This is a genomic window from Streptomyces scabiei 87.22, assembly GCF_000091305.1.
In the GTDB taxonomy this organism is placed as follows: Bacteria; Actinomycetota; Actinomycetes; order Streptomycetales; family Streptomycetaceae; genus Streptomyces; species Streptomyces scabiei.
Map to the genome: position 1 here is coordinate 7,792,372 of NC_013929.1, position 24,034 is coordinate 7,816,405.

The window sequence follows — 24,034 nt, forward strand, 5'->3', positions numbered from 1 at the left end:
GGAAGGTGGGGCGGAGGTACGGAAGGGGCCGGTGGGGCTGGTCAGACCCGGGTGACCTGGGGGCCGAGCAGTGAGTAGCGGTGGGCTTCCGAGGCCGGCAGCAGGGTGCTCGTGACGATCGCGTCCAGGTCGCCCGCCTCGGCGAACCTGCAGAAGCTGACGGCGCCGAACTTGGTGTGGACGCCCGCGAAGACCGTGCGCCGGGAGGCGCGGATCGCCTGGGCCTTGACCTCGCTGACGGCCGGGTCGGGGGTGGTGAGGCCGTGGTCGCGGGTGATGCCGTTGGCGCCGATGTACGCCAGGTCGATGACGAAGCCGGACAGCATCCTCGTCGTCCAGTGGTCGACGGTGGCGAGGGTGCCGGGGCGGACCCGGCCGCCGAGCAGCAGCACGGTGGTGTTGCCGGCCTCCGCGAGCGCCCCGGCGGTCGCGAGGGACGCCGTGACCACGGTCAGGGGCCGGTCCCGGGGCAGCGCCTCGGCGATGAGCTGCGGGGTGAAGCCCTCGTCGACGAAGACCGTCTCCGCGTCGCCCAGCAACTCGGCCGCCGCAGTGGCGATCCGGCGCTTCTCGGGCACATGGCTGGTGGCGCGGAAGGCGAGCGTCGTCTCGAACCCGGCGCTCTCCACCGGATACGCCCCGCCGTGCGTGCGGCGGACCAGCCCGTGGTCCTCCAGGGCGCGCAGATCACGTCGTACGGTCTCCTTGGCCACGCCCAGGGCGGCCGCGAGCCCGGCGACGTCGACCGCGCCCGTGCGGCGGGCGGCCCGGACGATCTCGCGTTGCCTTTCCGCCGCGCTCATGGCCGACACCCGCTCTCCTTTGCCGTAGTGCTGCCCGTTCGGGCCCGGTGCGGGCCCTGGGGGAAGTTCTACAGCCGGTGCGCGGCGCCGACCAGGTCTGTTCCGCGACGGATGATGCCCGTCCCTGACCGTTTCGCGGTGCCCGGGTCCGTCACGGACCTGGGGCGGGCGGCGGAACGGGCAACGGGCGTGCCCGAACACGGGAGCGGGCGGGCCCGTTCGGTGCCCGCCCGCTCCCTCCGCACGGCGTACGGCCCTCGTTTCCCGTACGGCGCACGAGCTGTCGGGGTCCGAGCCGGTGCGGTCAGTACGGCCAGATCGGCGGGTCGCTCACGAAGTGGCCGCCGAGGTTGGCGTGGGCCACGTTCTCGGGGTCCAGCTCACCCTGTTCGGCGATCAGTTTCTCGGCGTACGGCTCGGAGTCGTCCTGCGGGTCGTAGCCGAGGGCGCGGGCGGTGGACAGGTCCCACCACAGACGGGTGTTGGCCGAGGAGCCGTAGACGACGGTGTGGCCGACGTGCTCGGCGGTCAGGGCCGCGTGGAAGAGGCGGGCGCCGTCGGCCGGGCTCATCCAGAGCGAGAGCATCCGGACGCTGGTGGGCTCGGGGAAGCAGGAGCCGATGCGTACGGAGACGGTCTCCAGGCCGTACTTGTCCCAGTAGAGCTGTGCCAGATCCTCGCCGAAGGACTTGGACAGGCCGTAGAAGGTGTCGGGGCGGTGCGGGGTGTCGACCGGGATCAGCGGATCCTGGCCCAGCGGGCGGGGGGTGAAGCCCACGGCGTGGTTGGAGGACGCGAAGACGATACGGGGCACGCCCTCCGCGCGGGCGGCCTCGTACAGGTTGTACGTCCCCTCGATGTTCGCCGCGAGGATCTTCTCGAAGGAGGCTTCCAGGGAGATGCCCGCGAGGTGGATGATCGCGTCGACGCCCCGGACGGCCTCGCGCAGGGCCTTCCTGTCGGCGAGGTCGGCGGTGATCGCGTCCGGCGCGCCGTCGACGGGAAGCAGGTCCAGGAGGCGAAGCTTGTAGCCGTGGGCCGGGAGCAGGTCCCGCATCAGGGTGCCGAGCCCGCCGGCGGCGCCGGTGAGCAGAACGGTGCGGGGAGCGGGCATCCAGGATCTCCTTGCATCGCCAGCCGTGCACATGGGCGTCCGGCATTCACATTCATGGACACGCTAGGGAGCGTGCCCCCCGTGCGTCAAGTGGGGCGCCGGTGGGGTGCGGAGGCGCGAAATCGCTGGTGCGGAGCGGGTTGCCCGGCTTGACCGGTCCCGAGCGGGCGTCCTAGCGTGGTGTCGTTCAGAAATGTAAACATCGATCAGTGACATGGACCTGGGGGAGCCCGTGGAGTCGGGACAGCCCGTGGAGTCGGGACAGCCCGTGGACTTGGGAGAACCCGTGGACTTGGGAGAGCCCGTGACGTCAGCCTCGCTCGCCGCCCGGCTCAGGGTCCCCGGGGGACCGCTGTTCTTCCCCGTCACGGCGTACGGCCCGGACGGCGCGGTCGATCTTGCCGCCTGCCGCGCGCACGTCCGCCGGGGCGTCGAGGCCGGAGCGGCCGCGGTCTTCGTCTGCTGCGGCACCGGCGAGTTCCACGCGCTCACGCCCGAGGAGTTCCAGGAGTGCGTACGGGCCGCCGTCGCGGAGACGGCGGGCCGGGTGCCGGTGGTGGCCGGCGCCGGCTACGGCACCGCCCTCGCCGTGCGCTACGCGCGTCTCGCCGAGGAGGCCGGGGCCGACGGACTGCTCGCCCTCCCGCCCTACCTCGTCGTGGCCGCCCAGGAGGGGCTGCTGCGCCACTACCGGGAACTCGCCGCGGCGACCTCGCTCCCCGTCGTCGTCTACCAGCGCGACAACGCCGTGTTCACCCCGGACACCGTGGTCGAACTCGCCCGCACGGAAGGGATCGTCGGCCTCAAGGACGGCCTCGGCGACCTGGACCTGATGACGCGGATCGTGAGCGCGGTGCGCGAGGAGGTTCCCAGCCCGGACGACTTCCTCTACTTCAACGGCCTGCCGACCGCCGAGCTGACCCAGCCCGCGTACCGGGCCGTCGGGGTGCCCCTGTACTCGTCGGCCGTCTTCTGCTTCGCACCGGAGATCGCGCTCGCGTTCCACCGGGCGCTCGGCGCGGGGGACGAGGCGACCGTGCGGCGGCTGCTCGACGGTTTCTACCGCCCCTTCGTCGAACTCCGCTCGCTGGGACGCGGCTATGCGGTGTCACTGGTCAAGGCAGGGGTACGGCTACGGGGGCTGGACGTGGGAGAGGTGAGGCCGCCGCTGCACGAGCCGGCCGGGGAACACGTCAAGCGGCTGGGTGAGTTGATCGAGCGCGGCCACGCGCTGCTCGAAGAGTGCCAGGAGGGCAAGTGAAGGCGTCGACGTTCGTCTATCCGTGGGACGTCATCGGGGATCCGGCCGCCGCCGAGCGCGTCGCGGGGCTGGGGGTGGGGCAGGCCACGCTCGCCTCCGCGTACCACTCCACCCGCGCGCTCACCCCCCGACACCCCCGGCAGCGCATCGTCACCGCCGAGCACGCGGCCGTGCTGTACCCGCCGGGCGCCCGGTGGGAGGGCCGTACGCTGCGGCCGTACGCGGCGGGGGACTGGGCGTTCGGCGACGCGTTCGGCGAGTCGGCGACGGCGCTCGCGCACGCCGGGCTCGAAGTGCACACCTGGGTGGTCCTCGCGCACAACTCCCGGCTGGGCGCCGAGCATCCCTCGACCTCCGTGGTCAACGCCTACGGGGACCGGTATCCGTGGGCGCCCTGCATCGCGCAGCCGGACACCCGGGAGTACCTCGTCGATCTCGCGGTGGAGGCGGCGGTCCGGCCGGGCGCGCGCGGCACGGAGCTGGAGTCGCTGGGCTGGTACGGCGTCTCCCATCTGCACGCCCACGACAAGACGGGCGGCGTCGGGCTCGGCGACGCCGGGCAGTACCTGATGTCGCTGTGCTTCTGCGCCACCTGCCGCGACGGGTACGCCGGCGTCGGCCAGGACCCCGAGGAGCTGGCGGCCGCCGTCCGCACGGGCCTGGAACCGCTGTGGCGCGGCGAGAGCGTCGACGAGGGCTGGCCGGCCGTGGAGAAACTGCTCGGCACCGACCGGGCGGCGGCCACACGGGTGTGGCGGGACGCGATCGCCCGCTCGCTGCAGGAGGAGGCCGTCGCCGCCGTACGGGCCGCCGCGCCCGCCGGGTTCCAGGTGCTGCTGCACGCGGACCCGGTGACGTACCACTGCGGCGCCAACCCCGGCGTGGACCCCGGACACATCCTCGGCGTGGCCGACGGGGTCGTCGTGCCGTGCGGGGGCGGGCCGGGGCTGCTGCCGGCGTTCACGGAGGCCGGGGCGGACGGGGCCGTGCTGGCCGCCAACTTCCCGATCGTGTCGGGGATGGGCGGCAGCCCGGTGACCCTGGCGGAGGACACGGGGCGGGCGGTCGAGCTGGGGGCCACGGAACTCCGGCTGTACCACGCGGGGCTGGCGTCGGACCAGGACCTGGCGGCGGTGCGGGAGGCGCTGACGGCGGTGGGGTGAGCCGGTGCCGGTGCCGGTGGCGGAGCCGGTGACCAAGTGGGTGTCGAACATCCGAGGGTTCCCCACCGCTCAGCGACGACGCAGCAGTCGGGCCGCCGTCACGAGCAGGAGCATGCCCACGGCCGGCAGCAGCACCGGGAGGCCGGCCACGCCGACCAGGCCCGCCCCGATCGCCATGCCCACCGCGGTCGGGGCGAAGAGGAGGGTGTGGGCGGTGGCCGTGGTGCGGCCCAGTCGGTCGGGCGGGGTCTCGCGCTGGACAGCGGTGAGCGTGGCGGTCAGGACACAGGGGAGTCCGACGCCGATCGCCGCGCTCGACGCCAGGACGGTGAGGTCGTCGGGGACGGTGCGGGCCACCACCGCCGCTCCCGTCAGGGCGATGCCGTAGGCCGCGAAGGGGACTTCGCCGAGGCGCCGCAGGAGGGGGCCCGTGGCCAGGCCGACGGCGACCGAGCCGGCGCCCTGGGCGAGGAAGAGGAGGCCGGCGTGGGCGGGGGAGCGGCCCAGGGACTCCACCACCGCGTGGATCAGGGCGCCGTTCACTCCGGAGAGCAGCATCGTCGTGCCGCCGGCCAGGACCAGGGGGCGCAGGCGTGGGTCGGCCAGGAGGTGGCGGGCGCCTTCGGCCGTGCGGGCGTACAGCCCCCGGGTCGGGTCCTCGCAGGGGACGGGGCGCGCCCCTCGCTCCCGCACCAGCCCGTACAGCCCCGCCGCCGCGACGAACGTGACCGCGTCCAGCAGCGCCACCGTGGCCCCGCCGTACGCCGCGTACAGACCGGCTCCCGCCAGGGGGGCCACCAGCTTCATGCTCTCGTTGGCCGTCATGCGCAGACCGTTGAAGTCGCCGAGGAGGGACGGGTCGACGGCGCCGGCGATCAGGGCCGACTCGGCCGCGTCGGCGACGACGCCTGCCGCGCCGTGGACGAGGAGCACCGCGTAGAGGAGCCACAGGTCGCCCGGGCCGTCCACGGTGAAGAGGGCGAGGAGGACGGTGGCCGGGACCAGGTTGGCGGTGATCAGGACGGCGCGGCGGCGGGGGCGGTCCGCGAGGGTGCCGAGGAGCGGGCCGGCGAGCAGCGGGGCCCACAGGGCGAGCGTGCACAGCGCCGCCAGGGTGTTCGAGCCGGTGAGGTCCTTGGCCCAGACGCCCGCCATCAGCCACATCGCGGACGAGCCCAGGCCCGAGACCACCACCCCCGCGAGGTACGGCCCCGCGTCGCGGTCCCTGAGAACGCGGACGGTCCGCCCTGCCGGGCGGCGTGAGGGCGTGGGTGCGGGCAGGGGCGCGGGTTCGGGACCGGGGCCGGGGCCGGGTGAGGTGCTCATGTCCGTCGATCGTGGTGCTGAGGCCCGGCCCCGCGGATCGGGCGGATGCCCTAGAAATCGTCGCCGGGAGGGACGGACGAAGGCCGAGCGATGAGTTCTCGGGGCGCCGGGGGTCTACAGACAGGAAGCCCGACGCAACGGGCCACGGCCGCGCACATCCGAGGCTCCACGCCGACGCACCTTCGAGACGCACCCAAGGAGTTCCGCATGACCGACCAGGCACCGGCCCCCCTCGACCTCACCGCACAGGCCCGCGTGGTCGCCCGCCTCGCCCGAGGTGTCCGCGACGATCAGCTGACCGGTCGTACCCCGTGCCCGGAGTACGCGGTGCGCCACCTCCTCGGGCACCTGCTCGGCCTGGCCGTCGCCTTCCGCGACGCGGGCCGCAAGGAGCTGGGTCCCACGACGGACACCGATCCGCAGGCGGCGCTGCCCGACATCGGGCCGGGCTGGCGCGAGGCGCTGCCGGGGGTGCTCGACGAACTCGCCGGGGCCTGGCGGGACCCGGCCGCGTGGACGGGGGAGACCCGGGCGGGCGGGGTGTCCCTGCCGGGGGAGATCGCGGGAGCGGTGGCGGTGGACGAGCTGGTCGTCCACGGCTGGGACCTCGCGCGGGCGACCGGCCAGGCGTACGAACCCGACCTCGCGGCCCTCACCGCGGCCCACGCCTTCCTCGCCGCCTCGGCCGACGACCCTTCACGCGGCCAGATCTTCGGCCCCGTGCAGCCCGTACCGGACGAGGCACCCCTCCTGGACCGAGCGATCGGCCTGAGCGGCCGCGACCCGCTCTGGAAGCCGTAGGCCGCGCGGCGGGGGCGGCCCCGGGGGCACCGCCGGCCGCGAGCGGCCCGGCGCGACGGCCATGACAGGCGGTCGGGACCGCCGACGGGCCCGCGTGGTGGGATGCCCCCCCAGCCGGCCACGGCTTGCTACGGCGGCGGGCGGCGCATTGGGGGGGCGCGGGGCAGTGGTGGCGGCGCGTCGTGCGACGGCGTCGTGCGCCGGTGCCGTTCGGTAGGCGCCTTCGGGGGCGGAACGGTCCCTGCGTCGGGGCGGGGCGGGCCCTCGCTCTGCCGCGCTGCCCCTCAGGGGCGCATCCAGGACAGAACCCGCGAAACGCGGCGCGCGCCCCCTGCCGCTCCGTACGCTCCCCGGCATGTCCCTGAGTCTCACCGTCCTCGGCACCGCCTCTCCGTATCCCCGCCCGGGCCGGCCCGCCTCCGGGTATCTGCTGCGTGGCGGCGGCGCCGAGATATGGGTGGACGCGGGGTTCGGGACGTTCGCCGAGTTGCAGCGGCACACGGATCCCACGCGGCTCACGGCGATCTGGATCTCCCATCTGCACGCGGATCACACCTCCGACCTGGCGGCCGCGGCGTACGGCTTCGCGTTCGGCGGCCTCACCCTGCCCGCGCCGCTGCCCGTGTACGCGCCCGACGGCTGCGCGGAGCGCCTCGCCGGGTTCTTCGGGCGGCCGGACACGACGTTCCTGAAGAGCGTCTTCGACTTCCGCCCCCTGTACGACGGCCACACCGTGCGGCACTGGAACCTCACCCTCACCGCCCGTGCCGTCGTCCACGACGTGGAGGCGTACGGGCTGCGCGCCGCATGCCAGGGGCGGGTCTTCGCGTACTCGGGGGACAGCGGCCCGTGCGAGGCGCTGAGCCGGCTCGCCGGCGGCGCGGACCTGTTCCTGTGCGAGGCGGACGTCGACACCCATCGCGATGGTGAACCCCGGGTGCATCTCACGCCGGAGGAGGCCGGGACGTACGCGAAGAGCGCGAGCCGGCTGCTGATCACCCATGTGGGGCCCACCCTGACCCGGGAGGGGGCGACCGGCCGGGCGGCCGTCGTCTTCGGCGGGCCCACCGAGAGCGCACGCGAGGGCGACACCAGGACCGTGTGATTTCAAGATCATGTGACGGCGGGCACATCTTCTTCTGTCAGAAGCATTGACGAAACATCACGCCCCTCCCTACCTTCAACGCGTCGTACTTCGTACGTCATATATGAGACGCGATATGCGAGATCCCGTATCCGAGATCCCGCACGTGAGAACCGAGAGGCGCGCATGACCTCTGTGCCCATGCCGATCCCGTCCCGCACGCAGTTCGTGCTGGAGGGGATCAAGCACCGCATCCTCACCGGGCAGTTGACGCCCGGTCAGGCCCTGGTCGAGACCGAGCTGGCCGCGCAGTTCGGGGTGTCCAAGACACCCGTGCGCGAGGCCCTCAAGACGCTGGCCGGGACCGGGCTCGTCGTGATGAGCCAGTACAAGGGCGTCACGGTGCGCATGGTGGACGCGGACATGGCGCGCGAGGTCTATGACGTACGGCTGCTCCTGGAGCCGGAGGCCCTGCGGCGCTCGGTGCGCCGCGGCGCCCCGTGGGACGCGGCGAGCGACGCGCTGACCAGGGCCGACGCGGCCACGGACACCGCCGAGCGATCGCTGGCCAACCGGGAGTTCCACCGCGCCCTGTACGTGCCCTGCGGCAACCCGCTGCTCGGCCGGATGCTCGACGAGGTGCGCGACCAGGCCGCCCTGGTGTCGGCCGTGGCCTGGGCCGCCGACCCCTCCTGGGAACGGGAGGCCGCGGAGCACCGGGAGATCCTGCGTCTCGCCCTCGACGGAGACGCCGAGGGCGCGGCGGCCGCCCTGCACGCCCACATCGCCTCGTTCGTCGAACGGGCCTTCCCCGGGGCGCGGGAGGACGAGCAGTCCCACCAGCCCCGGCGGCCCCAGCAGGCCCAGTAAGCCCCCGAGTCCACGAGGCACGGCGAACCCGCCCGGCACGGCGGACCCGCCGGCCTCCGCAGTCCTCCAGCTCCAGCAGAGGAAGGTCATCCATGAGCAGCGTGTCGTTCGAGACCCAACGGGCGGCCCTGGCCGACGTGGTGGCGATCCCGGTGACTCCGTTCGCCGAGGACGGCACCGTCGACCAGGGTGCCCACCGGGCCCTGTTGCGCCGGCTGCTCGACGGAGGGATCACCACCCTCACCCCGAACGGAAACACCGGCGAGTTCTACGCCCTGACCCCCGAAGAGCGCCGCCTGGTCACCGAGCTGACGATGGACGAGACCGGCGACCGGGCCGTGATCCTGGTCGGCGTCGGGCACGACCTGCCCACCGCCGTCGCCTCCGCCCGGCACGCCCGCGAGCTCGGGGCGCAGATGGTCATGGTCCACCAGCCGGTGCACCCGTACGTGTCGCAGGACGGCTGGGTCGACTACCACCGGGCGATCGCGCGGGCCGTGCCCGAGCTGGGCGTCGTCCCCTACATCCGCAACGCGCAGCTCACCGGCGAACGGCTCGCCCGGCTCGCCGACACCTGCCCCAACGTGGTCGGGGTCAAGTACGCCGTACCGGACGCCGCCCGGTTCGCGGCCTTCGCCCGCGACGCCGGCCTGGAACGCTTCGTCTGGGTGGCCGGGCTCGCCGAGCCGTACGCGCCCTCCTACTTCTCGGCCGGGGCCACCGGCTTCACGTCGGGCCTGGTGAACGTCGCCCCGGCCGTCTCGCTGAACATGATCGAGGCGCTGCGGTCCGGTGACTTTCCGGGTGCCATGAAGATCTGGGAGCAGATCCGCCGCTTCGAGGAACTGCGAGCCGCCGACGGCTCCGCCAACAACGTCACCGTCGTCAAGGAGGCCCTCGCCTCCCTCGGCCTGTGCCGCCGCGACGTCCGGGCCCCCAGCAGGCAGCTGCCCGAGGACGAACGCGCCGAGGTCGCCGCCATCGCCGCCGGGTGGTCGATATGAAGCACGAGCAGCGCACGAAGAGGCCGGAGGAACTCCGGAGCCACCAGTGGTACGGCACGGACGGGCTGCGCTCCTTCAGCCACCGCGCCCGCACCCGTCAGCTCGGCTACCTCCCCGAGGAGCACCTCGGCAAGCCGGTCATCGCGATCCTCAACACCTGGTCCGACATCAATCCCTGTCATGTGCACCTCCGGGACCGTGCCCAGGCGGTCAAGCGGGGTGTGTGGCAGGCGGGCGGCTTCCCGCTGGAGTTCCCGGTCTCGACCCTCTCCGAGACCTTCCAGAAGCCGACCCCCATGCTCTACCGCAACATGCTCGCGATGGAGACCGAGGAGCTGCTGCGCTCCTACCCGGTGGACGGGGCCGTCCTCATGGGCGGCTGCGACAAGTCGACCCCCGCGCTGCTCATGGGCGCGGCGAGCGTCGACCTCCCGGCCGTCTTCGTGCCCGCCGGGCCGATGCTGCCGGGCCACTGGCGAGGCGAGGTCCTCGGCTCCGGCACCGACATGTGGAAGTACTGGGACGACAAGCGCGCCGGGCTCATCGGCGACTGCGAGATGACCGAACTGGAGTCCGGCCTCGCACGCTCGCCGGGCCACTGCATGACGATGGGCACGGCCTCCACGCTCACCGCCGCCGCCGAGGCGCTCGGCGTCACGGTGCCGGGCGCGTCCAGCATCCCGGCCGTCGACTCGGGCCACGACCGCATGGCGGCCGCCGCCGGTCTCAGGATCGTCGAACTGGTCCACCGGGACCGGAAGCTGAGTGACATCCTCACCGCGGACGCCTTCGAGGACGCCGTCACCACCGTCCTCGGACTCGGCGGCTCCACCAACGCCGTCATCCACCTCATCGCCATGGCCGGCCGCGCGGGCGTCAAGCTCACCCTCGACGACTTCGACCGTGTCGCCCGGACCGTGCCGGTGCTCGCCAACGTCCGGCCCGGCGGCCGGACGTACCTGATGGAAGACTTCCACTTCGCGGGCGGCCTGCCCGGCTTCCTGTCCCGGATCACCGACCTGCTGCACCTGGACCGGCCGACCGTCTCCCACGACACGCTGCGCGAACAGCTCGACGGCGCGCGCGTGCACGACGACGACGTGATCCGCACCCGCGACAACCCGGTGGCCGACGAGGGAGGCGTCGCCGTGCTGCGCGGCAACCTCTGCCCGGACGGCGCGGTCATCAAGCACATCTCCGCCGAACCGCACCTGCTCGAGCACACCGGTCCCGCGGTCGTCTTCGACGACTACCGGACGATGCAGCGCACGATCAACGACCCGTCGCTCGGCATCACCGCCGACAGCGTGCTGGTGCTGCGCAACTCCGGCCCCAAGGGCGGGCCGGGCATGCCCGAGTACGGGATGCTGCCCATCCCCGATCACCTGCTGAAGCAGGGTGTACGGGACATGGTGCGGATCTCCGACGCCCGGATGAGCGGCACCAGTTACGGCGCCTGCGTCCTGCACGTGGCCCCGGAGTCGTACGTCGGCGGGCCCCTCGCCCTGGTCCGCACCGGCGACTCCATCACCCTCGACGTGCGGGCCCGGTCCCTTCGGCTGCATGTGGACGACGAGGAGCTGGAGCGCCGCCGGGCGGACTGGACCCCGCCGCCGGCCCGCTACGAACGCGGCTACGGCGCCCTCTACAACGACCAGATCACCCAGGCCGACACCGGCTGCGACTTCGAGTTCCTGGCCAGACCGGGCAAGGTCCCGGACCCGTACGCCGGGTAATCGACCCGACCTGGGGCCCGGGTATTCCAGGGGCGCGGGGAACCGCGCGACAAGCCCCCACGCACCCCCACCCGCCGACGCACCGCAAGCGGCACCCCGTACTGCGAGATCAGGCACACCTCTGCACAGCGAGAAAGCGCTTCCTGCACGACAACGCACCACGACGTACCCAGAAACGGAGCCCCAGTCATGGCCCAAGCCGCAGCCGTGGCGAAACCCCCCGCCCCGCCCCGGCGGAGCCGTGCGCGGAGCCGTGCGCGCCGTGCCTCCGCGACCCCGCGCAGGCTTCCCTACCTGCTGATCGCCCCGGCCGCCCTGCTCATGCTGGGCTTCATCGCCTACCCGGTCATCAGCGTCTTCTACTACAGCCTGCAGCACTACAACCCCACGAAACCCTGGCGGAACGGCTTCGCCGGCTTCGACAACTTCGTCCACGCCTTCACCGAGGACCCCCTCTTCTGGGACACCCTCGTCTTCAGCGCCAAGTGGGTGGTCGTCGAGGTCTCGCTGCAGCTGCTGTTCGGTCTGGCGCTCGCCCTCATCGTCAACCAGACCTTCGTCGGCCGGGCCGTCGGCCGGGCGATGGTCTTCTCGCCCTGGGCCGTCTCCGGCGTGCTCACTTCCGCGATCTGGGTGCTCCTCTACAACTCCCAGACGGGCATCACCCGTTACCTCGCGGACATGGGCATCGGCGAGTACGGCACCAGCTGGCTCTCCGACACTTCCACCGTCTTCTCGGCGGCGGTCGTCGCCGACCTGTGGCGCGGTGTCCCCTTCTTCGCGATCCTCATCCTCGCCGACCTCCAGTCCGTCTCGAAGGACCTGTACGAGGCCGCCGAAGTCGACGGGGCCGGCCGGGTCCGGCAGTTCCTGCACATCACGCTGCCGCACCTGAAGGACGCGATCATCCTCTCCACGCTGCTGCGCGCGGTGTGGGAGTTCAACAACGTCGACCTCCTCTACACCCTGACCGGCGGCGGACCGGCGGGAGTGACCACCACGCTCCCCCTCTACATCGCCAACACCTCGGTCGACGCCCACAACTTCGGCTACGCGTCCGCCCTGACCACGGTCGCGTTCGTGATCCTCCTCTTCTGCTCGATGGTCTATCTGCGGCTCAGCAAGTTCGGAGGCGAGTCCAAGTGATCACCAAGGACGTCGAGAAGGTCGCCCCCGTGCGGCCCGCGCCCGCGGCCGAGGAGCCCCCGCAGCGCCCGCACAAGACCCGCCGCGCCTGGGACGAGGTCCCGCGCTGGCAGATCTACCTGCCCCTGTCGATCTACCTCGTCTTCACCCTGGTCCCCTTCTACTGGATCCTGCTCTTCGCCCTGCGCAAGCCCGGCTCGACCTCGCTCGTGCCCTGGCCCGTCACCTTCGAGCACTTCGAGAAGGTGTGGAACGAGCGCAGCTTCGGCACCTACTTCCAGAACAGCGTGCTCGTCGGTGTCGTCACCCTGCTGATGACCACGCTCGTCGCCCTCGCCGGCGGCTACGCCCTCGCCCGCTTCGACTTCAGGATCAAGCGCGGGTTCATGCTGGCGCTGCTCTGCTCCCAGTTCGTACCGGGCGCGCTGCTCCTGGTCCCGCTGTTCCAGATCTTCGCCGAGCTGCGGATGATCAACTCGCTCGGCAGTGTCATCCTCGCCGAGACGGTCTTCCAGCTGCCGCTGTCGATCATCCTGATCAGCAACTTCATCAAGAACGTGCCGTACACGCTGGAGGAAGCGGCCTGGGTGGACGGCTGCAACCGGTTCACCGCGTTCCGGGTGGTCGTGCTGCCGCTGCTGCGGCCCGGCCTGATCGCGGTCGGCTCCTTCGCCTTCGTGCACTCCTGGAACCACTTCCTGTTCGCCCTGATGTTCCTCAGCAACCAGGAGAAGCAGACGATCCCCGTCGGCCTCAACACCCTGCTCAGCGCGGACAGCGTCGACCTGGGCGCCCTGGCGGCCGGCGGCATCATCGCCGCCGTCCCGGTGGTCATCGTCTTCGCCTTCATCCAGAAGTGGCTGATCACGGGCTTCAGCGCGGGGGCGGTGAAGGGATGACCGCACGCCGGAGAGCGGCGGCCGCCGACGGTGGTGCCACGGGGGGTTCCACCGCGGGCGACGCCCATGTCCTCACCGTCCGGACCCGGAGCGAGCCGGTCCGCGCCCTGGACGGCGGCGGCGCCCCGCACCGGACGGGCACCCGATTCCACGGCTGTCCGGTGGATCTCCTGGCCATCCACCACGCCTACCACTCCGGCGGCGAGCGTGATCTCACCGCCGACGTCGGCTCGACGCCTACCCTGCACCAGAAGATCGACAGCGCCGGGAGGACCGACCGAGAGGTGGCCCGCGGCGCGGGCGCAGGGAGGATCAGATGAACACCACGACGTACGAGAGCCCGCTTCCGCTCGTCCTCGCGGGAGCGCGCGGCCACGGCCGCTGGCACCTGGAGAACATCCGCCGCCTCGCGGACAAGGGGATCGTCCGGCTCGCCGGGATCTGCGAGCTGACCCCGCTGCGCGCGGACGAGATCCCGGACGGCCTCGGCACGCCCGAGCAGTCCGCCGACTTCGGGGCGCTCCTCGACTCCACCGGCGCCGCGATCGCGGTGATCTGCACCCCGATCCCGACCCACACCGACCTGGCGCTGACGGCGGCCCGGCGGGGCGTGCACGTCCTGCTGGAGAAGCCGCCCGCCCCGTCGTACGCCGAGTTCCGCCGGATGGCGGACGGCGTCGCGGACGCCGGCACGGTCTGCCAGATCGGCTTCCAGTCACTGGGATCGCACGCCCTGCCCGCGATCCGGCGGATGGTCGCCGACGGGCTGATCGGCGAGGTCGTCGGCATCGGCGGAGCGGGCGCCTGGGCGCGCGCCGAGGCGTACTACCGCCGTGCGCCCTGGGCAGGGAAGCGGCGCATGAACGGCGTGGACGTGATCGACGGGGCGCTCACCAACCCCCTCGCGCACGCCGTCGCCACCGGGCTCGCGCTCGCCGGTGCCGACCGCGCCGAGGACGTCGCCGCCATCGAGACCGAACTGCTGCGCGCCAACGACATCGAGTCCGACGACACCTCGTGCGTCCGGGTCACCACCGCCGACGGCGGCCGGATCACCGTCGCCGCCACGCTGTGCGCCGAGGACCCGGACGAGCCGTACAACGTCGTCCACGGCACCAGCGGCCGGATCACCTTCTGGTACAAGCAGGACCGCGTCCTGGTCCAGCGGGCCGGGCACGGCCCGGAGGAGACCGAGTACGGCCGCACCGACCTGCTGGAGAACCTCGTCGACCACCTCGTCGACGGCACCGAGCTGCTGGCACCGCCGGAGGTGACCGGCGCGTTCATGAGGGTCGTCGAGGCGATCCGGGTCGCCCCGGACCCGGTCGCGCTGCCTGCCGACGCCTGGCACCGGCTGCCCGACGAGGAGCGCCGGGTCGTCGACGGCATCGACGGCCTGGTCGCGGCCGCCGCCGACGACCTCGCCCTCTACTCCGAACTCGGCGCCCCCTGGGCGCTTCCCGCACCACCGGCGAAAGAGGTGAGCACATGATGACCGACGGGTCCCTCGTCCTGCGGGTGGCGGGCCGTCCGGTGGGCCGCTACCTCACCCGGCCCGAACTGCCGGAGCGGCACTCGCCCCGCCCCTATCTGCACCCCGTCACCACCCTGTCCGGTACGGCGGTCACCGAGCTGAGCCCCGCCGACCACCTCCACCACCTCGGCGTCGGTGTCGCCGTTCCCGACGTCGAGGGGCACAACTTCTGGGGCGGACGCACCTACGTCCGCGATCAGGGCCCGACCGAACTCGCCAACCACGGCTCCCAGCGCCACACCTCCTTCCAGCTGCGGGACCCCGACGGCTTCGTCGAGGAACTGCGCTGGGTGGCCTCCTCCCGGGAGCTGCTGCGCGAGCGCCGTACGGTCGCGGCCACCGAACTCACCGCGTCCGCCTGGGCGCTGGACTTCACCTTCTCCCTCACCAACATCACCGAAGCCCCGGTGTCCATCGGCAGCCCCGCCACCAACGGCCGCCCCGGCGCCGCGTACGGCGGCTTCTTCTGGCGGGCCCGCAAGGAGGCCGCCGCGCCCCGCGTCTTCACCGCCGACGCGGAGGGCGAGCCGGCGGTCCACGGGCGCCGCGCCGACTGGGTGGCCCTGTCCGGCGGCAATTGGACGCTCGTCTTCACGGGGGCCACCGGGACCACGCGCCGCGACCCGTGGTTCGTCCGCGCCGAGGAGTACCCGGGAGTCGGGTCCTCCCTCGCCCACAGCGAGCGGCTGCCGATCGGGCCGGGCGAGACCGCCGTACGCCGGATCGTCACCGTCGTCGCCGACGGCACCCTCGACCGGGACGAGGCCGCGGCCCTGGCACGCAAGGCGGTGAACGCGTGAGCGACACGGCCACCGCGACCGCCGCCGGCGCCGTCACCGCGGCCGCCTTCTCCGCCGACCGGGGAGACGGCACCTACCGCAACCCCGTCCTCGACGCCGACTGGTCCGACCCCGACGTCCTGTGCGTGGGCGACGACTTCTATCTGACCGCCTCCAGCTTCGGCCGGGCTCCGGGTCTTCCCCTGCTCCACTCCCGGGACCTCGTCAACTGGACGCTCGTCGGCCACGCGCTCGAACTCCTGGAGCCGGCCTCCGAGTTCCGGGCCCCGCGCCACGACTGCGGGGTGTGGGCACCCTCGCTGCGGCACTTCGACGACCGTTTCTGGATCTTCTGGGGCGACCCGGACCAGGGCGTCTTCCAGGTCAACGCCCCCGGGATCAGAGGCCCTTGGACCCGGCCGCACCTGGTCAAGGAGGGCAAGGGGCTGATCGACCCCTGCCCGCTGTGGGACGAGGAGACCGGCGAGGCGTACCTCGTGCACGCCTGGGCCAAGTCACGCTCGGGGATCAAGAACCGGCTCACCGGGCACCGTATGCGGCCCGACGGGACCGGGCTGCTCGACGAGGGCAGGGTCGTCGTCGACGCGGACCGACTGCCGGGCTGGTTCACCCTGGAGGGCCCCAAGCTCTACCGCCACGACGGCTGGTACTGGATCTTCGCCCCCGCCGGGGGCGTGGAGACCGGCTGGCAGGGCGTCTTCCGCTCCCGCGGGTTCTTCGGCCCGTACGAGGAACACATCGCCCTGGAGCAGAAGGACACCGAGGTCAACGGGCCGCATCAGGGCGGCTGGGTGCGCACGGCGGCCGGCGAGGACTGGTTCCTGCACTTCCAGCAGCGGGGCGCGTACGGCAGGGTCGTCCACCTCCAGCCGATGCGCTGGGACCGCGCGGACGGCTGGCCGGTGATCGGCGACGACGGAGCCCCGGTCGCCGTCCACCGCAAGCCGGCGCTGCCCGCGCAGCCGGCGGCCGCGCCCGCGACCGACGACGACTTCCCCGGCGGCCGTTTCGGACGCCAGTGGCAGTGGACCGCGAACCCCCAGGACGGCTGGGCCACCCAGCACTCCGGGGACGGGCTGCGGCTCACGTGCGTGCGCTCCGTGCACGCGCACGACCTGCGGAAACTGGCGAATGTGCTCACACAGCGGCTGCCGGGGATCCCGGCCTCCATCGAGGTCGGACTGCGACTCGACAGCGAGGAACCCGGGGCGCGCGCCGGACTCGCCGTGCTCGGGGACGCGTTCCGCTGGATCGGACTCCAGCGGGAGTCCGACGGGAGCGTGCGTCTGGTCCACCGCTTCGCCGAGACCGTCGCCGTGGGGGAGCGGGACGCCGGCCCTCCGCGTCCGGCACCCGAAGGGCGCGCCCGGCTGCGGATCGAGACCGCCGCCGGGGCACGCTGCCGGTTCTCCTACGACGTGGGGGAGGGGTGGGAGTCCTCGGGACAGGTCTTCGCCGCCGCCCCCTGGCGCTGGGTCGGCGCCCTGCTCGGCCTCTTCGCGGTCGCGCCCACCGGCGGGGGACACGCCGGAGCGGCCACGTTCACCCGGTTCCGGATCACCGCCGCACGCGCCACCACCGCCGCCGCACGCGCCACCACCGCCTGACCCCGTCTTCCGTACGCCTGTTGGGAGCCGCAATGACGCACCTCCGTAGCAAGCGCTTACCGCACCGTGGCGGAGCCCTGGCCGCCGTCACCGCCCTGCTGGCCTCGTCCGTGGCCGGCGCGCTCACCCCGGCCGAGGCCGCGACCCCGGCCGGGACCGCCTCCGCCCAGGCGGCGCCCCGCTGGAGCGACCGGCCGCACGGCTTCGCCTCCCTCGACGGCGGCACCACCGGGGGCGCCGGCGGCAAGGTCGTGACCGTCACCGACCAGGCCGCGCTGGCGCGGTACGCGTCCGCCGAGGAGCCCTACGTCATCCGGGTGGCCGGGTCCATCGACGTGGCGCCCTTCGGCTCGGACATCGACGTGGCCTCGGACAAGACGATCATCGGGGTCGGCGACACCGGTGAGATCGTCCACGGCGAACTGCACCTGAACCCCGGCACCAGCAACGTCATCATCCGCAACCTGACGATCCGGGACTCCTACGTCGAGGGCGACTGGGACGGCAAGACCACCGACTTCGACGCGATCCAGATGGACTCCGCCGACCATATCTGGATCGACCACAACCGTTTCGAGCACATGGGCGACGGGCTGCTCGACATCCGCAAGGACAGCCGGTACGTCACCGTCTCCCACAACCAGTTCAGGAACCACAACAAGGCCCTCGGCATCGGCTGGACGACGAACGTCCGGACCGAGATCACCATCGACCACAACTGGTTCACCGGCACCAAACAGCGCAACCCCTCCGCCGACAACTGCGCCTACGCGCACCTCTACAACAACTACCTCTCGGCGCAGGTGGCCGACGGCGACCCGGTGTGGACGTACGGGAACTGGGCGCGCGGCCGCACGAAGATGGTCATCGAGAACAGCTACTACGACGGGGTCCAGCACCCCTACCAGGCCGACGCCACCGCCGAGCTGGTGCAACGTGGGTCGATCCTGAAGAACGCCGGCGGGCGGCAGGACGCCTGGGGCGACGCCTTCCGGCCGAGGGACTTCTACCGCTACCGGCTCGACCCGGCCGCCGCCGTGCCCGCGCTGGTCACCCGGTTCTCCGGCCCGCAGAAGACGCTCGGCACGGACACCGTGCTGAACGTCCCCGGCGACTACGCGAGCGTGCAGGCCGCCGTGGACGCGGTGCCCGCCGGCAACGACGGCACGGTCACGATCCGCATCGCGCCCGGCACCTACCGCGCCAAGGTCCTGATCCCGGCGGACAGGCCGAACCTGGTGCTGCGCGGCACCGGACGGGACCGCTCGGACACCGTCCTCGTCTTCGACACGCCCGCCGAGTACGGCGGCTCCAACGGCAGCGCCACCGTGCGGATCCTCGCCAGTGACGTGACCGCCCGCAACCTCACCTTCAGCAACGACTTCGACGAGGCCGCGCACGAGCTGAAGGGCGAGCAGGCCCTCGCGATGAAGACCACCGGCGACCGGATCGTCTTCGAGAACACGGCCTTCCTGGGCAACCAGGACACGCTGATGACCGACAGCCCCAAGCTCGACGTCGTCAGCCGCGTCTACATCCGTGACTCGTACATCGAGGGCGATGTCGACTTCCTCTACGGCCGGGCCACCACCGTCGTCGAGCGCTCCCTGATCAAGGCGCTCAACAGGGGCTCGGACAGCAACAACGGCTACATCACGGCCGCCTCGACCTGGAAGGACAACCCTTACGGGTTCCTGATCACCCGGTCGAAGGTCGTCAGCGACGCGCCCTCCGGGACGTACCACCTCGGCAGGCCCTGGCACCCGGGCGGCGAGCCGGACGCCGTCGCCCAGGTGCTGTTCCGGGAGACCGAACTGCCCGCCGCGGTCAAGTCCTCGCCGTGGACGGACATGAGCGGCTTCTCCTGGAAGGACGCGCGGTTCACGGAGTACCGGACGTACGGGCCGGGATCGGGTGTCACCGCCGACCGGCCGCAGCTCGACCGCGCCGACGCATCGACTCACACGGTCACCCAGTACCTCGCGGGGAAGGACGGCTGGGCACCGCACCGCGGTCGCACCGGCCACTGAGTCCCGCCCCGGAGACAGCACGCACCGCCACAACTTCATCACCCTCGTATCCAGAAGAAGAGAGCCCTTCCATGAAGATCAGCATGCGCAGAAGCAGGCGCGCCGCCGCGGCCGTCGCCCTCGGATCCGTCCTCGCCCTGACCGCCACCGCCTGCGGTGACGACGGCAGCGGCACCGGCGGGGACAAGGGCTCCGAGGGCAGCGGCAAGGGCGAGATCGTCTTCTGGGACAACAACGGCGGTGTCCGCACCGAGATCTGGAAGGAGGTCATCGCCGACTTCGAGAAGGCCAACCCGGACATCGACGTCCAGTACGTCGGGATCGCCTCCACGGAGTACCAGTCCAAGGTGGACACGGCCATCCAGGGCGGCGGCCTGCCGGACGTCGGCGGTATCGGCGCGGCCATGGCCGCGGGATTCGCCGCGCAGGGCGCGCTGGAGCCGCTCGACGGCCGGCTCTCCAAGTCCTCCCTGAGCGGCAAGCTCAACGAGTCGATGGTCGAGTCGCTGAAGTCCGCCGGCGGCGGCGACGCCCTCTACTCGATCCCGACCTCCGCCAACAACGGTGTCCTCTACTACCGCACGGACCTGTTCAAGGCGGCGGGCCTGCCCGAGCCGACCGACTGGGACAAGTTCTACGACGCCGCCGAGAAGCTCACCGACAAGGACAAGAACAAGTTCGGCTACACCATCCGCGGCGGCGCCGGCTCCATCGCGCAGGCGCTGGACGCCATGTACGGGCAGTCGGGGATCACCTCGTTCTGGGACGCGAGCGGTGAGAAGACCACCGTGAACGACCCGAAGAACGTGGCGGCCCTGGAGAAGTACGTCGGCCTCTACAAGAAGGTCACGCCCGCGGCCGACCTCAACAACGACTTCACCAAGATGGTCGCGCAGTTCGACTCCGGCACGATCGGGATGCTCAACCACAACCTGGGCTCCTACCAGGACCATGTGAAGGCGTTCGGCGACAAGTTCCGCGGCATCCCGCAGCCGACCGGGCCCGGTGGCAAGCGGGTCCAGGTGTCCAACCCGGTCGACGGGCTCGGTGTGTTCAAGAGCTCCAAGAACAAGGACGCCGCCTGGAAGTTCATCGAGTTCGCCACCTCGCGCGAGGAGAACTCGAAGTTCAACAAGTCGGCCGGGCAGGTGCCGTCGAACAACGACGCCGCGAAGGACACGTGGATCGCGGAGGCCGAGCCGACCAAGCTGGCCGCCGCCGCGCTGACCGACGGGTCGACGACGATCGTGCAGCTGCCGTACTACCTGCCGGACTGGAACACGATCTCGAAGGCCGACAACGAGCCGGCCTTCCAGAAGGTGATGGACGGGAAGAGCACGGCGAAGGAGTTCCTGGACACGATGGCCGAGCAGCTGAACGAGGCGCAGGCCGAGTGGAACGAGCAGAAGGGCTGACAGCTCGGGCCGGTCGTCCGTGGCCGGCCGCAGGTTCGTCGCGGCCGGCCGCGCCCACGCGGCGGAGCCGCACATGTGACAGTCCCCGCGCCCCCGAGAACGGGGCGCGGGGCCCTACTGGAAAGGCACCCGCACGTGTCCCTCACCCGTAGACAGGTCACCACCGCGGCGCTCGCCGCCGTTCCCCTCACCGTCGCGGCCACGGGCCCCGCGTCCGCCGCGGCCCCGTTCCACCGCCCCCGCCGCGAACGCACCCTCTACATCGCCGGTGACTCCACCGCCGCGCAGAAGTACGCCGACGCCGCCCCCGAGACGGGGTGGGGCATGGCGCTCCCGTTCTTCCTCGCCCCGGGGCTGAAGGTCGCCAACCACGCGGTGAACGGCCGCAGTTCCAAGAGCTTCATCGACGAGGGGCGGCTGGACGTCGTCCTCGCCGCGATCAGGCCCGGGGACCTCCTCCTCGTCCAGTTCGGGCACAACGACTCCAAGATCGCCGACCCCACGCGCTACACCGAGCCCTGGACGACCTACCAGGAGCATCTGCTCCGCTACCTGGACGGTGCCCGGGACCGGGGAGCCCGGCCGGTGCTCGCGACCTCCGTCGAGCGCAGGAAGTTCGACGCGGCCGGCAAGGCCGTGCCCACGCACGGCGACTACCCGGCGGCGGCGATCGCGCTCGCCGCGCAGGAGGGTGTCCCGCTGCTCGACATCCAGGCACTGTCCCTCGCGCTGTGGCAGAAGCTCGGCGTCGAGGAGACCAAGAAGTACTTCAACTGGACCGCGACCGAGCAGGACAACACGCACTTCAACCCGCCCGGCGCCATCGCCGTGGCACGGCTGGTCGCCTCCGAGCTGCTGCGCCGCCGGGTCCTGTCGCGGCTCGACGTGCGCCGGCTGGTCGAGGTGATCCCGGAGTCCTGGATCACCTGGCCCGAGGCGTAGCAGCACCCAGCGCTGTCCCGAGAACTTTCCTCATCCCCTCGCTCCGCTCCGAAAGGAACCGCATCCATGCGTCCCCGTATCTGGCATGCCCATGCCATCACTGCCTTCGTCGGCTGCTCCGCGCTCGTCCTCGGCGTCACGGGCACCGGTGTCGCCCAGTCCCAGGAGCGCGACCTCGGCCGGCAGGTCCTCGGCGCGGGTGACGGCTGGGGCTCGGCGGAAGGCGGCACCACGGGCGGCTCGGCGGCCACCGCCGAGCGCGTCTACACCGTCACGACCTGGGCCGCGTTCAAGGCCGCCCTGCGGGACGGCGGTGACGCGCCGAAGATCATCAAGGTCAAGGGCATGATCGACGCCGTCTCCGAGGGCTGCGACGCCTTCGTCACCGGCGGCTACGACCTCCAGCAGTACCTCAAGGACTACGACCCGGCCGTCTACGGCAACGACGAGGTCGCCAAGGGCCCCCAGGAGGACGCGCGGGTCGCCTCCGCCGCCCGGCAGGACTCCGAGATCAAGGCGAACATCCCCAGCAACACCACCATCGTCGGCGTCGGCAGGAACTCCGGCATCCTCGGCGGCAGCATCCAGATCAAGGGCGTCTCCAACGTCATCATGCGCAACCTCACCGTCGAGGCGCCGCTCGACTGCTTCCCCAAGTGGGACCCCACCGACGACAACAACACCGGCAACTGGAACTCCGAGTACGACGCCGTGGTGGTCTACGGCACCGACCACGTGTGGCTCGACCACAACACGTTCACCGACGGGCGCTACCCGGACAGCGAGCGGCCGGTGTACTTCGGCAAGGTGTTCCAGCAGCACGACGGGCTGACGGACATCGTGCGCGGCGCCAACCACGTGACCGTGTCCTGGAACCGCTTCCAGAACCACGACAAGAACATGCTGATCGGCAACAGCGACAGCACCGCCGCCACCGACTCGGGCAAGCTCAAGGTCACCCTGCACCACAACCGCTTCGACGGGATCCTCCAGCGCTCCCCGCGCGTGCGGTTCGGCCAGGTCGACGTCTACAACAACCACTACGTGGTCGGCGAGGCGCAGAAGTCCGACTACTACCTCTTCGGCATCGGCATCTCCTCGCAGCTCCACGCCACCGACAACGCCATCTCGCTGCCGGCCGGCGCCGGTGTCGGCAAGGTGCTGAAGAAGTGGAAGGAGGCTCCGCTCACCGCCGAGAACAACTACGTCAACGGGAAGCGGACGGACCTGATCGCCGTCCACAACGCCGAGATCCCCGAGGAGTTCCTGCAGTCCGGCGCCGGGTGGACACCCACCCTGCGGACCAGGGTCGACTCCCCGCGTGCCGTGCCGGGCATCGTCGGCAACGGCGCGGGCGCAGGGAAGGTCTGCTGATGACCGGGCGCCCCCCGGGCCCGGGCAGACGGTCATTGCTGGCCGCCGGGGCCGGGAGCGTGCTCGCGCTCGCCGTCGCGCCCCGGGCCGAGGCGGCCCGGGCGGGCCGCCGCCGCGTCTTCGGGCCCTACGGATCACCGGCCGCCCGCCTCGACGAGCGGACCCTGTACGTGGACGCCGCCGGCGCCGGCGACTTCACCACCGTCCAGGCCGCCGTCACCGCCGCGACGGGCACCGGATACACCCTGGTCGTCGCGCCCGGCGTGTACCGCGAGACCGTCGCCGTCGGTGTCGCCCGGACCGGGATGACCTGGATCGGGGCCTCCGGGGACGCCCGGGACGTGGTGGTCATGTACGACAACGCGGCCGGTACGCCGAAGCCGGGCGGCGGCACCTACGGCACCACCGGGTCCGCCACGACCCTGGTGCAGGCCGACGGGTTCACCGCGCGGGACATCACCTTCGCCAACGACTGGCTGCGCGCCGACCACCCCGGGATCACCGGCACACAGGCCGTCGCCCTCAAGGTGCAGGGCGACCGGTCGGCGTTCCTGCGGTGCCGCTTCCTCGGCCACCAGGACACCCTGTACGCCGACTCGACGGCCCTCGGCACCTTCGCCCGGCAGTACTTCCGCGACTGCTACGCGGAGGGGGACGTGGACTTCGTCTTCGGGCGGGCCACGGCCGTCTTCGAACGCTGCCGCTTCCGTACGCTGACCAGGACCGATCTGGGGTCCGCCCCGTACGGGTTCGTGTTCGCGCCCTCCACGGCGGGCGCCAACCCGCGCGGTTATCTGGTGACCCGCAGCCGGATCACCAGCGAGGCCCCGGACGCCTTCTACAAGCTGGCCCGCCCCTGGGTGCCCAGCTCGGACACCACCGCCCGGCCCATGCTCACCGTGTGCCGGACCCGCCTCGACGCCGGCATCGACGCGGTCGCGCCGTACACGAACATGTCGTCCGGCTTCCCCTGGCAGGAGCAGCGGTTCGCCGAGTACCGGAACAGCGGGCCGGGCGCCGCCGTCACCGTCCCCGAGAACCGGCCCCAGCTCACCCGCGCGGAGGCCGGGGCGGCCACCCGCGAGGCGTACCTCGGCGACTGGACCCCGTGGGAGGCGTTCTGAC

20 protein-coding genes and 1 pseudogene are annotated in these 24,034 nt (G+C 72.1%); 18 read left to right on the forward strand and 3 right to left on the reverse strand.

Going from position 1 to position 24,034, the window contains the following annotated elements:
• Positions 1-41: 41 nt before the first annotated feature.
• Positions 42-803 (reverse strand): DeoR/GlpR family DNA-binding transcription regulator, encoded by a 762-nt coding sequence (locus SCAB_RS33660; protein WP_247192426.1) that lies wholly within the window; start codon positions 801-803, stop codon positions 42-44.
• 304 nt (positions 804-1,107) lie between these two features.
• Positions 1,108-1,917 (reverse strand): NAD-dependent epimerase/dehydratase family protein, encoded by an 810-nt coding sequence (locus SCAB_RS33665; RefSeq protein WP_013004579.1) that lies wholly within the window; start codon positions 1,915-1,917, stop codon positions 1,108-1,110.
• A gap of 304 nt (positions 1,918-2,221) precedes the next feature.
• On the opposite strand from SCAB_RS33665, the gene SCAB_RS33670 reads away from it, so the two are divergent.
• Positions 2,222-3,178 carry a 5-dehydro-4-deoxyglucarate dehydratase gene (locus SCAB_RS33670; RefSeq protein ID WP_231885160.1) on the forward strand — a complete coding sequence of 319 codons (957 nt, stop codon included), beginning with the start codon at positions 2,222-2,224 and terminating at the stop codon, positions 3,176-3,178.
• Positions 3,175-4,341 carry a hypothetical protein gene (locus SCAB_RS33675; RefSeq protein ID WP_013004581.1) on the forward strand — a complete coding sequence of 389 codons (1,167 nt, stop codon included), beginning with the start codon at positions 3,175-3,177 and terminating at the stop codon, positions 4,339-4,341. The genes SCAB_RS33670 and SCAB_RS33675 overlap by 4 nt, the downstream gene beginning before the upstream one ends.
• A gap of 69 nt (positions 4,342-4,410) precedes the next feature.
• On the opposite strand, the gene SCAB_RS33680 is transcribed toward SCAB_RS33675, so the two are convergent.
• Positions 4,411-5,667 (reverse strand): MFS transporter, encoded by a 1,257-nt coding sequence (locus tag SCAB_RS33680; protein ID WP_013004582.1) that lies wholly within the window; start codon positions 5,665-5,667, stop codon positions 4,411-4,413.
• Positions 5,668-5,874: 207 nt separating this feature from the next.
• On the opposite strand from SCAB_RS33680, the gene SCAB_RS33685 reads away from it, so the two are divergent.
• The 16 genes and pseudogenes from SCAB_RS33685 to SCAB_RS33760 all read left to right on the forward strand — a co-directional run bounded on the left by SCAB_RS33685 (position 5,875) and on the right by SCAB_RS33760 (position 24,033).
• A complete protein-coding gene (locus tag SCAB_RS33685; RefSeq protein WP_013004583.1) occupies positions 5,875-6,468 on the forward strand; it encodes a TIGR03086 family metal-binding protein in 594 nt (197 codons plus the stop codon).
• Positions 6,469-6,823: 355 nt separating this feature from the next.
• Positions 6,824-7,573 carry an MBL fold metallo-hydrolase gene (locus tag SCAB_RS33690; RefSeq protein ID WP_013004584.1) on the forward strand — a complete coding sequence of 250 codons (750 nt, stop codon included), beginning with the start codon at positions 6,824-6,826 and terminating at the stop codon, positions 7,571-7,573.
• A 165-nt stretch (positions 7,574-7,738) separates the two neighbouring features.
• The gene (locus SCAB_RS33695) at positions 7,739-8,422 is read left to right on the forward strand and encodes a GntR family transcriptional regulator (RefSeq protein ID WP_037728179.1); all 684 of its coding nucleotides are present in this window, start codon (positions 7,739-7,741) and stop codon (positions 8,420-8,422) included.
• Positions 8,423-8,514: 92 nt separating this feature from the next.
• Entirely contained in the window at positions 8,515-9,426 is a 912-nt protein-coding gene (locus SCAB_RS33700; RefSeq protein WP_037728181.1) for a dihydrodipicolinate synthase family protein, read from the forward strand.
• On the forward strand, positions 9,423-11,162 hold the full coding sequence (araD, locus tag SCAB_RS33705) for an L-arabinonate dehydratase (RefSeq protein ID WP_037728182.1): 1,740 nt from the start codon (positions 9,423-9,425) through the stop codon (positions 11,160-11,162). The genes SCAB_RS33700 and araD overlap by 4 nt, the downstream gene beginning before the upstream one ends.
• A 189-nt stretch (positions 11,163-11,351) precedes the next feature.
• Complete coding sequence (locus SCAB_RS33710; protein ID WP_013004588.1) at positions 11,352-12,308, forward strand: carbohydrate ABC transporter permease; 957 nt, start codon at positions 11,352-11,354, stop codon at positions 12,306-12,308.
• Complete coding sequence (locus SCAB_RS33715) at positions 12,305-13,207, forward strand: carbohydrate ABC transporter permease (protein WP_013004589.1); 903 nt, start codon at positions 12,305-12,307, stop codon at positions 13,205-13,207. The genes SCAB_RS33710 and SCAB_RS33715 overlap by 4 nt, the downstream gene beginning before the upstream one ends.
• A gap of 116 nt (positions 13,208-13,323) precedes the next feature.
• Positions 13,324-13,527: pseudogene (locus tag SCAB_RS49455) on the forward strand (pectate lyase); the annotation flags it as partial.
• The gene (locus tag SCAB_RS33725; protein ID WP_013004591.1) at positions 13,524-14,699 is read left to right on the forward strand and encodes a Gfo/Idh/MocA family protein; all 1,176 of its coding nucleotides are present in this window, start codon (positions 13,524-13,526) and stop codon (positions 14,697-14,699) included. The pseudogene SCAB_RS49455 and the gene SCAB_RS33725, both read left to right, overlap by 4 nt.
• Positions 14,696-15,541 (forward strand): DUF6807 domain-containing protein, encoded by an 846-nt coding sequence (locus SCAB_RS33730; protein WP_013004592.1) that lies wholly within the window; start codon positions 14,696-14,698, stop codon positions 15,539-15,541. The genes SCAB_RS33725 and SCAB_RS33730 overlap by 4 nt, the downstream gene beginning before the upstream one ends.
• A complete protein-coding gene (locus SCAB_RS33735; RefSeq protein ID WP_013004593.1) occupies positions 15,538-17,148 on the forward strand; it encodes a glycoside hydrolase family 43 protein in 1,611 nt (536 codons plus the stop codon). The genes SCAB_RS33730 and SCAB_RS33735 overlap by 4 nt, the downstream gene beginning before the upstream one ends.
• Before the next feature lie 32 nt (positions 17,149-17,180).
• Complete coding sequence (locus SCAB_RS33740) at positions 17,181-19,178, forward strand: pectinesterase family protein (protein ID WP_037728188.1); 1,998 nt, start codon at positions 17,181-17,183, stop codon at positions 19,176-19,178.
• 71 nt (positions 19,179-19,249) lie between these two features.
• The gene (locus tag SCAB_RS33745) at positions 19,250-20,593 is read left to right on the forward strand and encodes an ABC transporter substrate-binding protein (RefSeq protein ID WP_013004595.1); all 1,344 of its coding nucleotides are present in this window, start codon (positions 19,250-19,252) and stop codon (positions 20,591-20,593) included.
• Positions 20,594-20,728: 135 nt separating this feature from the next.
• Positions 20,729-21,535 carry a rhamnogalacturonan acetylesterase gene (locus SCAB_RS33750; RefSeq protein WP_013004596.1) on the forward strand — a complete coding sequence of 269 codons (807 nt, stop codon included), beginning with the start codon at positions 20,729-20,731 and terminating at the stop codon, positions 21,533-21,535.
• 66 nt (positions 21,536-21,601) lie between these two features.
• On the forward strand, positions 21,602-22,909 hold the full coding sequence (locus SCAB_RS33755; protein WP_013004597.1) for a pectate lyase family protein: 1,308 nt from the start codon (positions 21,602-21,604) through the stop codon (positions 22,907-22,909).
• On the forward strand, positions 22,909-24,033 hold the full coding sequence (locus tag SCAB_RS33760) for a pectinesterase family protein (protein WP_013004598.1): 1,125 nt from the start codon (positions 22,909-22,911) through the stop codon (positions 24,031-24,033). The genes SCAB_RS33755 and SCAB_RS33760 overlap by 1 nt, the downstream gene beginning before the upstream one ends.
• The last annotated feature ends 1 nt before the right edge of the window (position 24,034 follow it).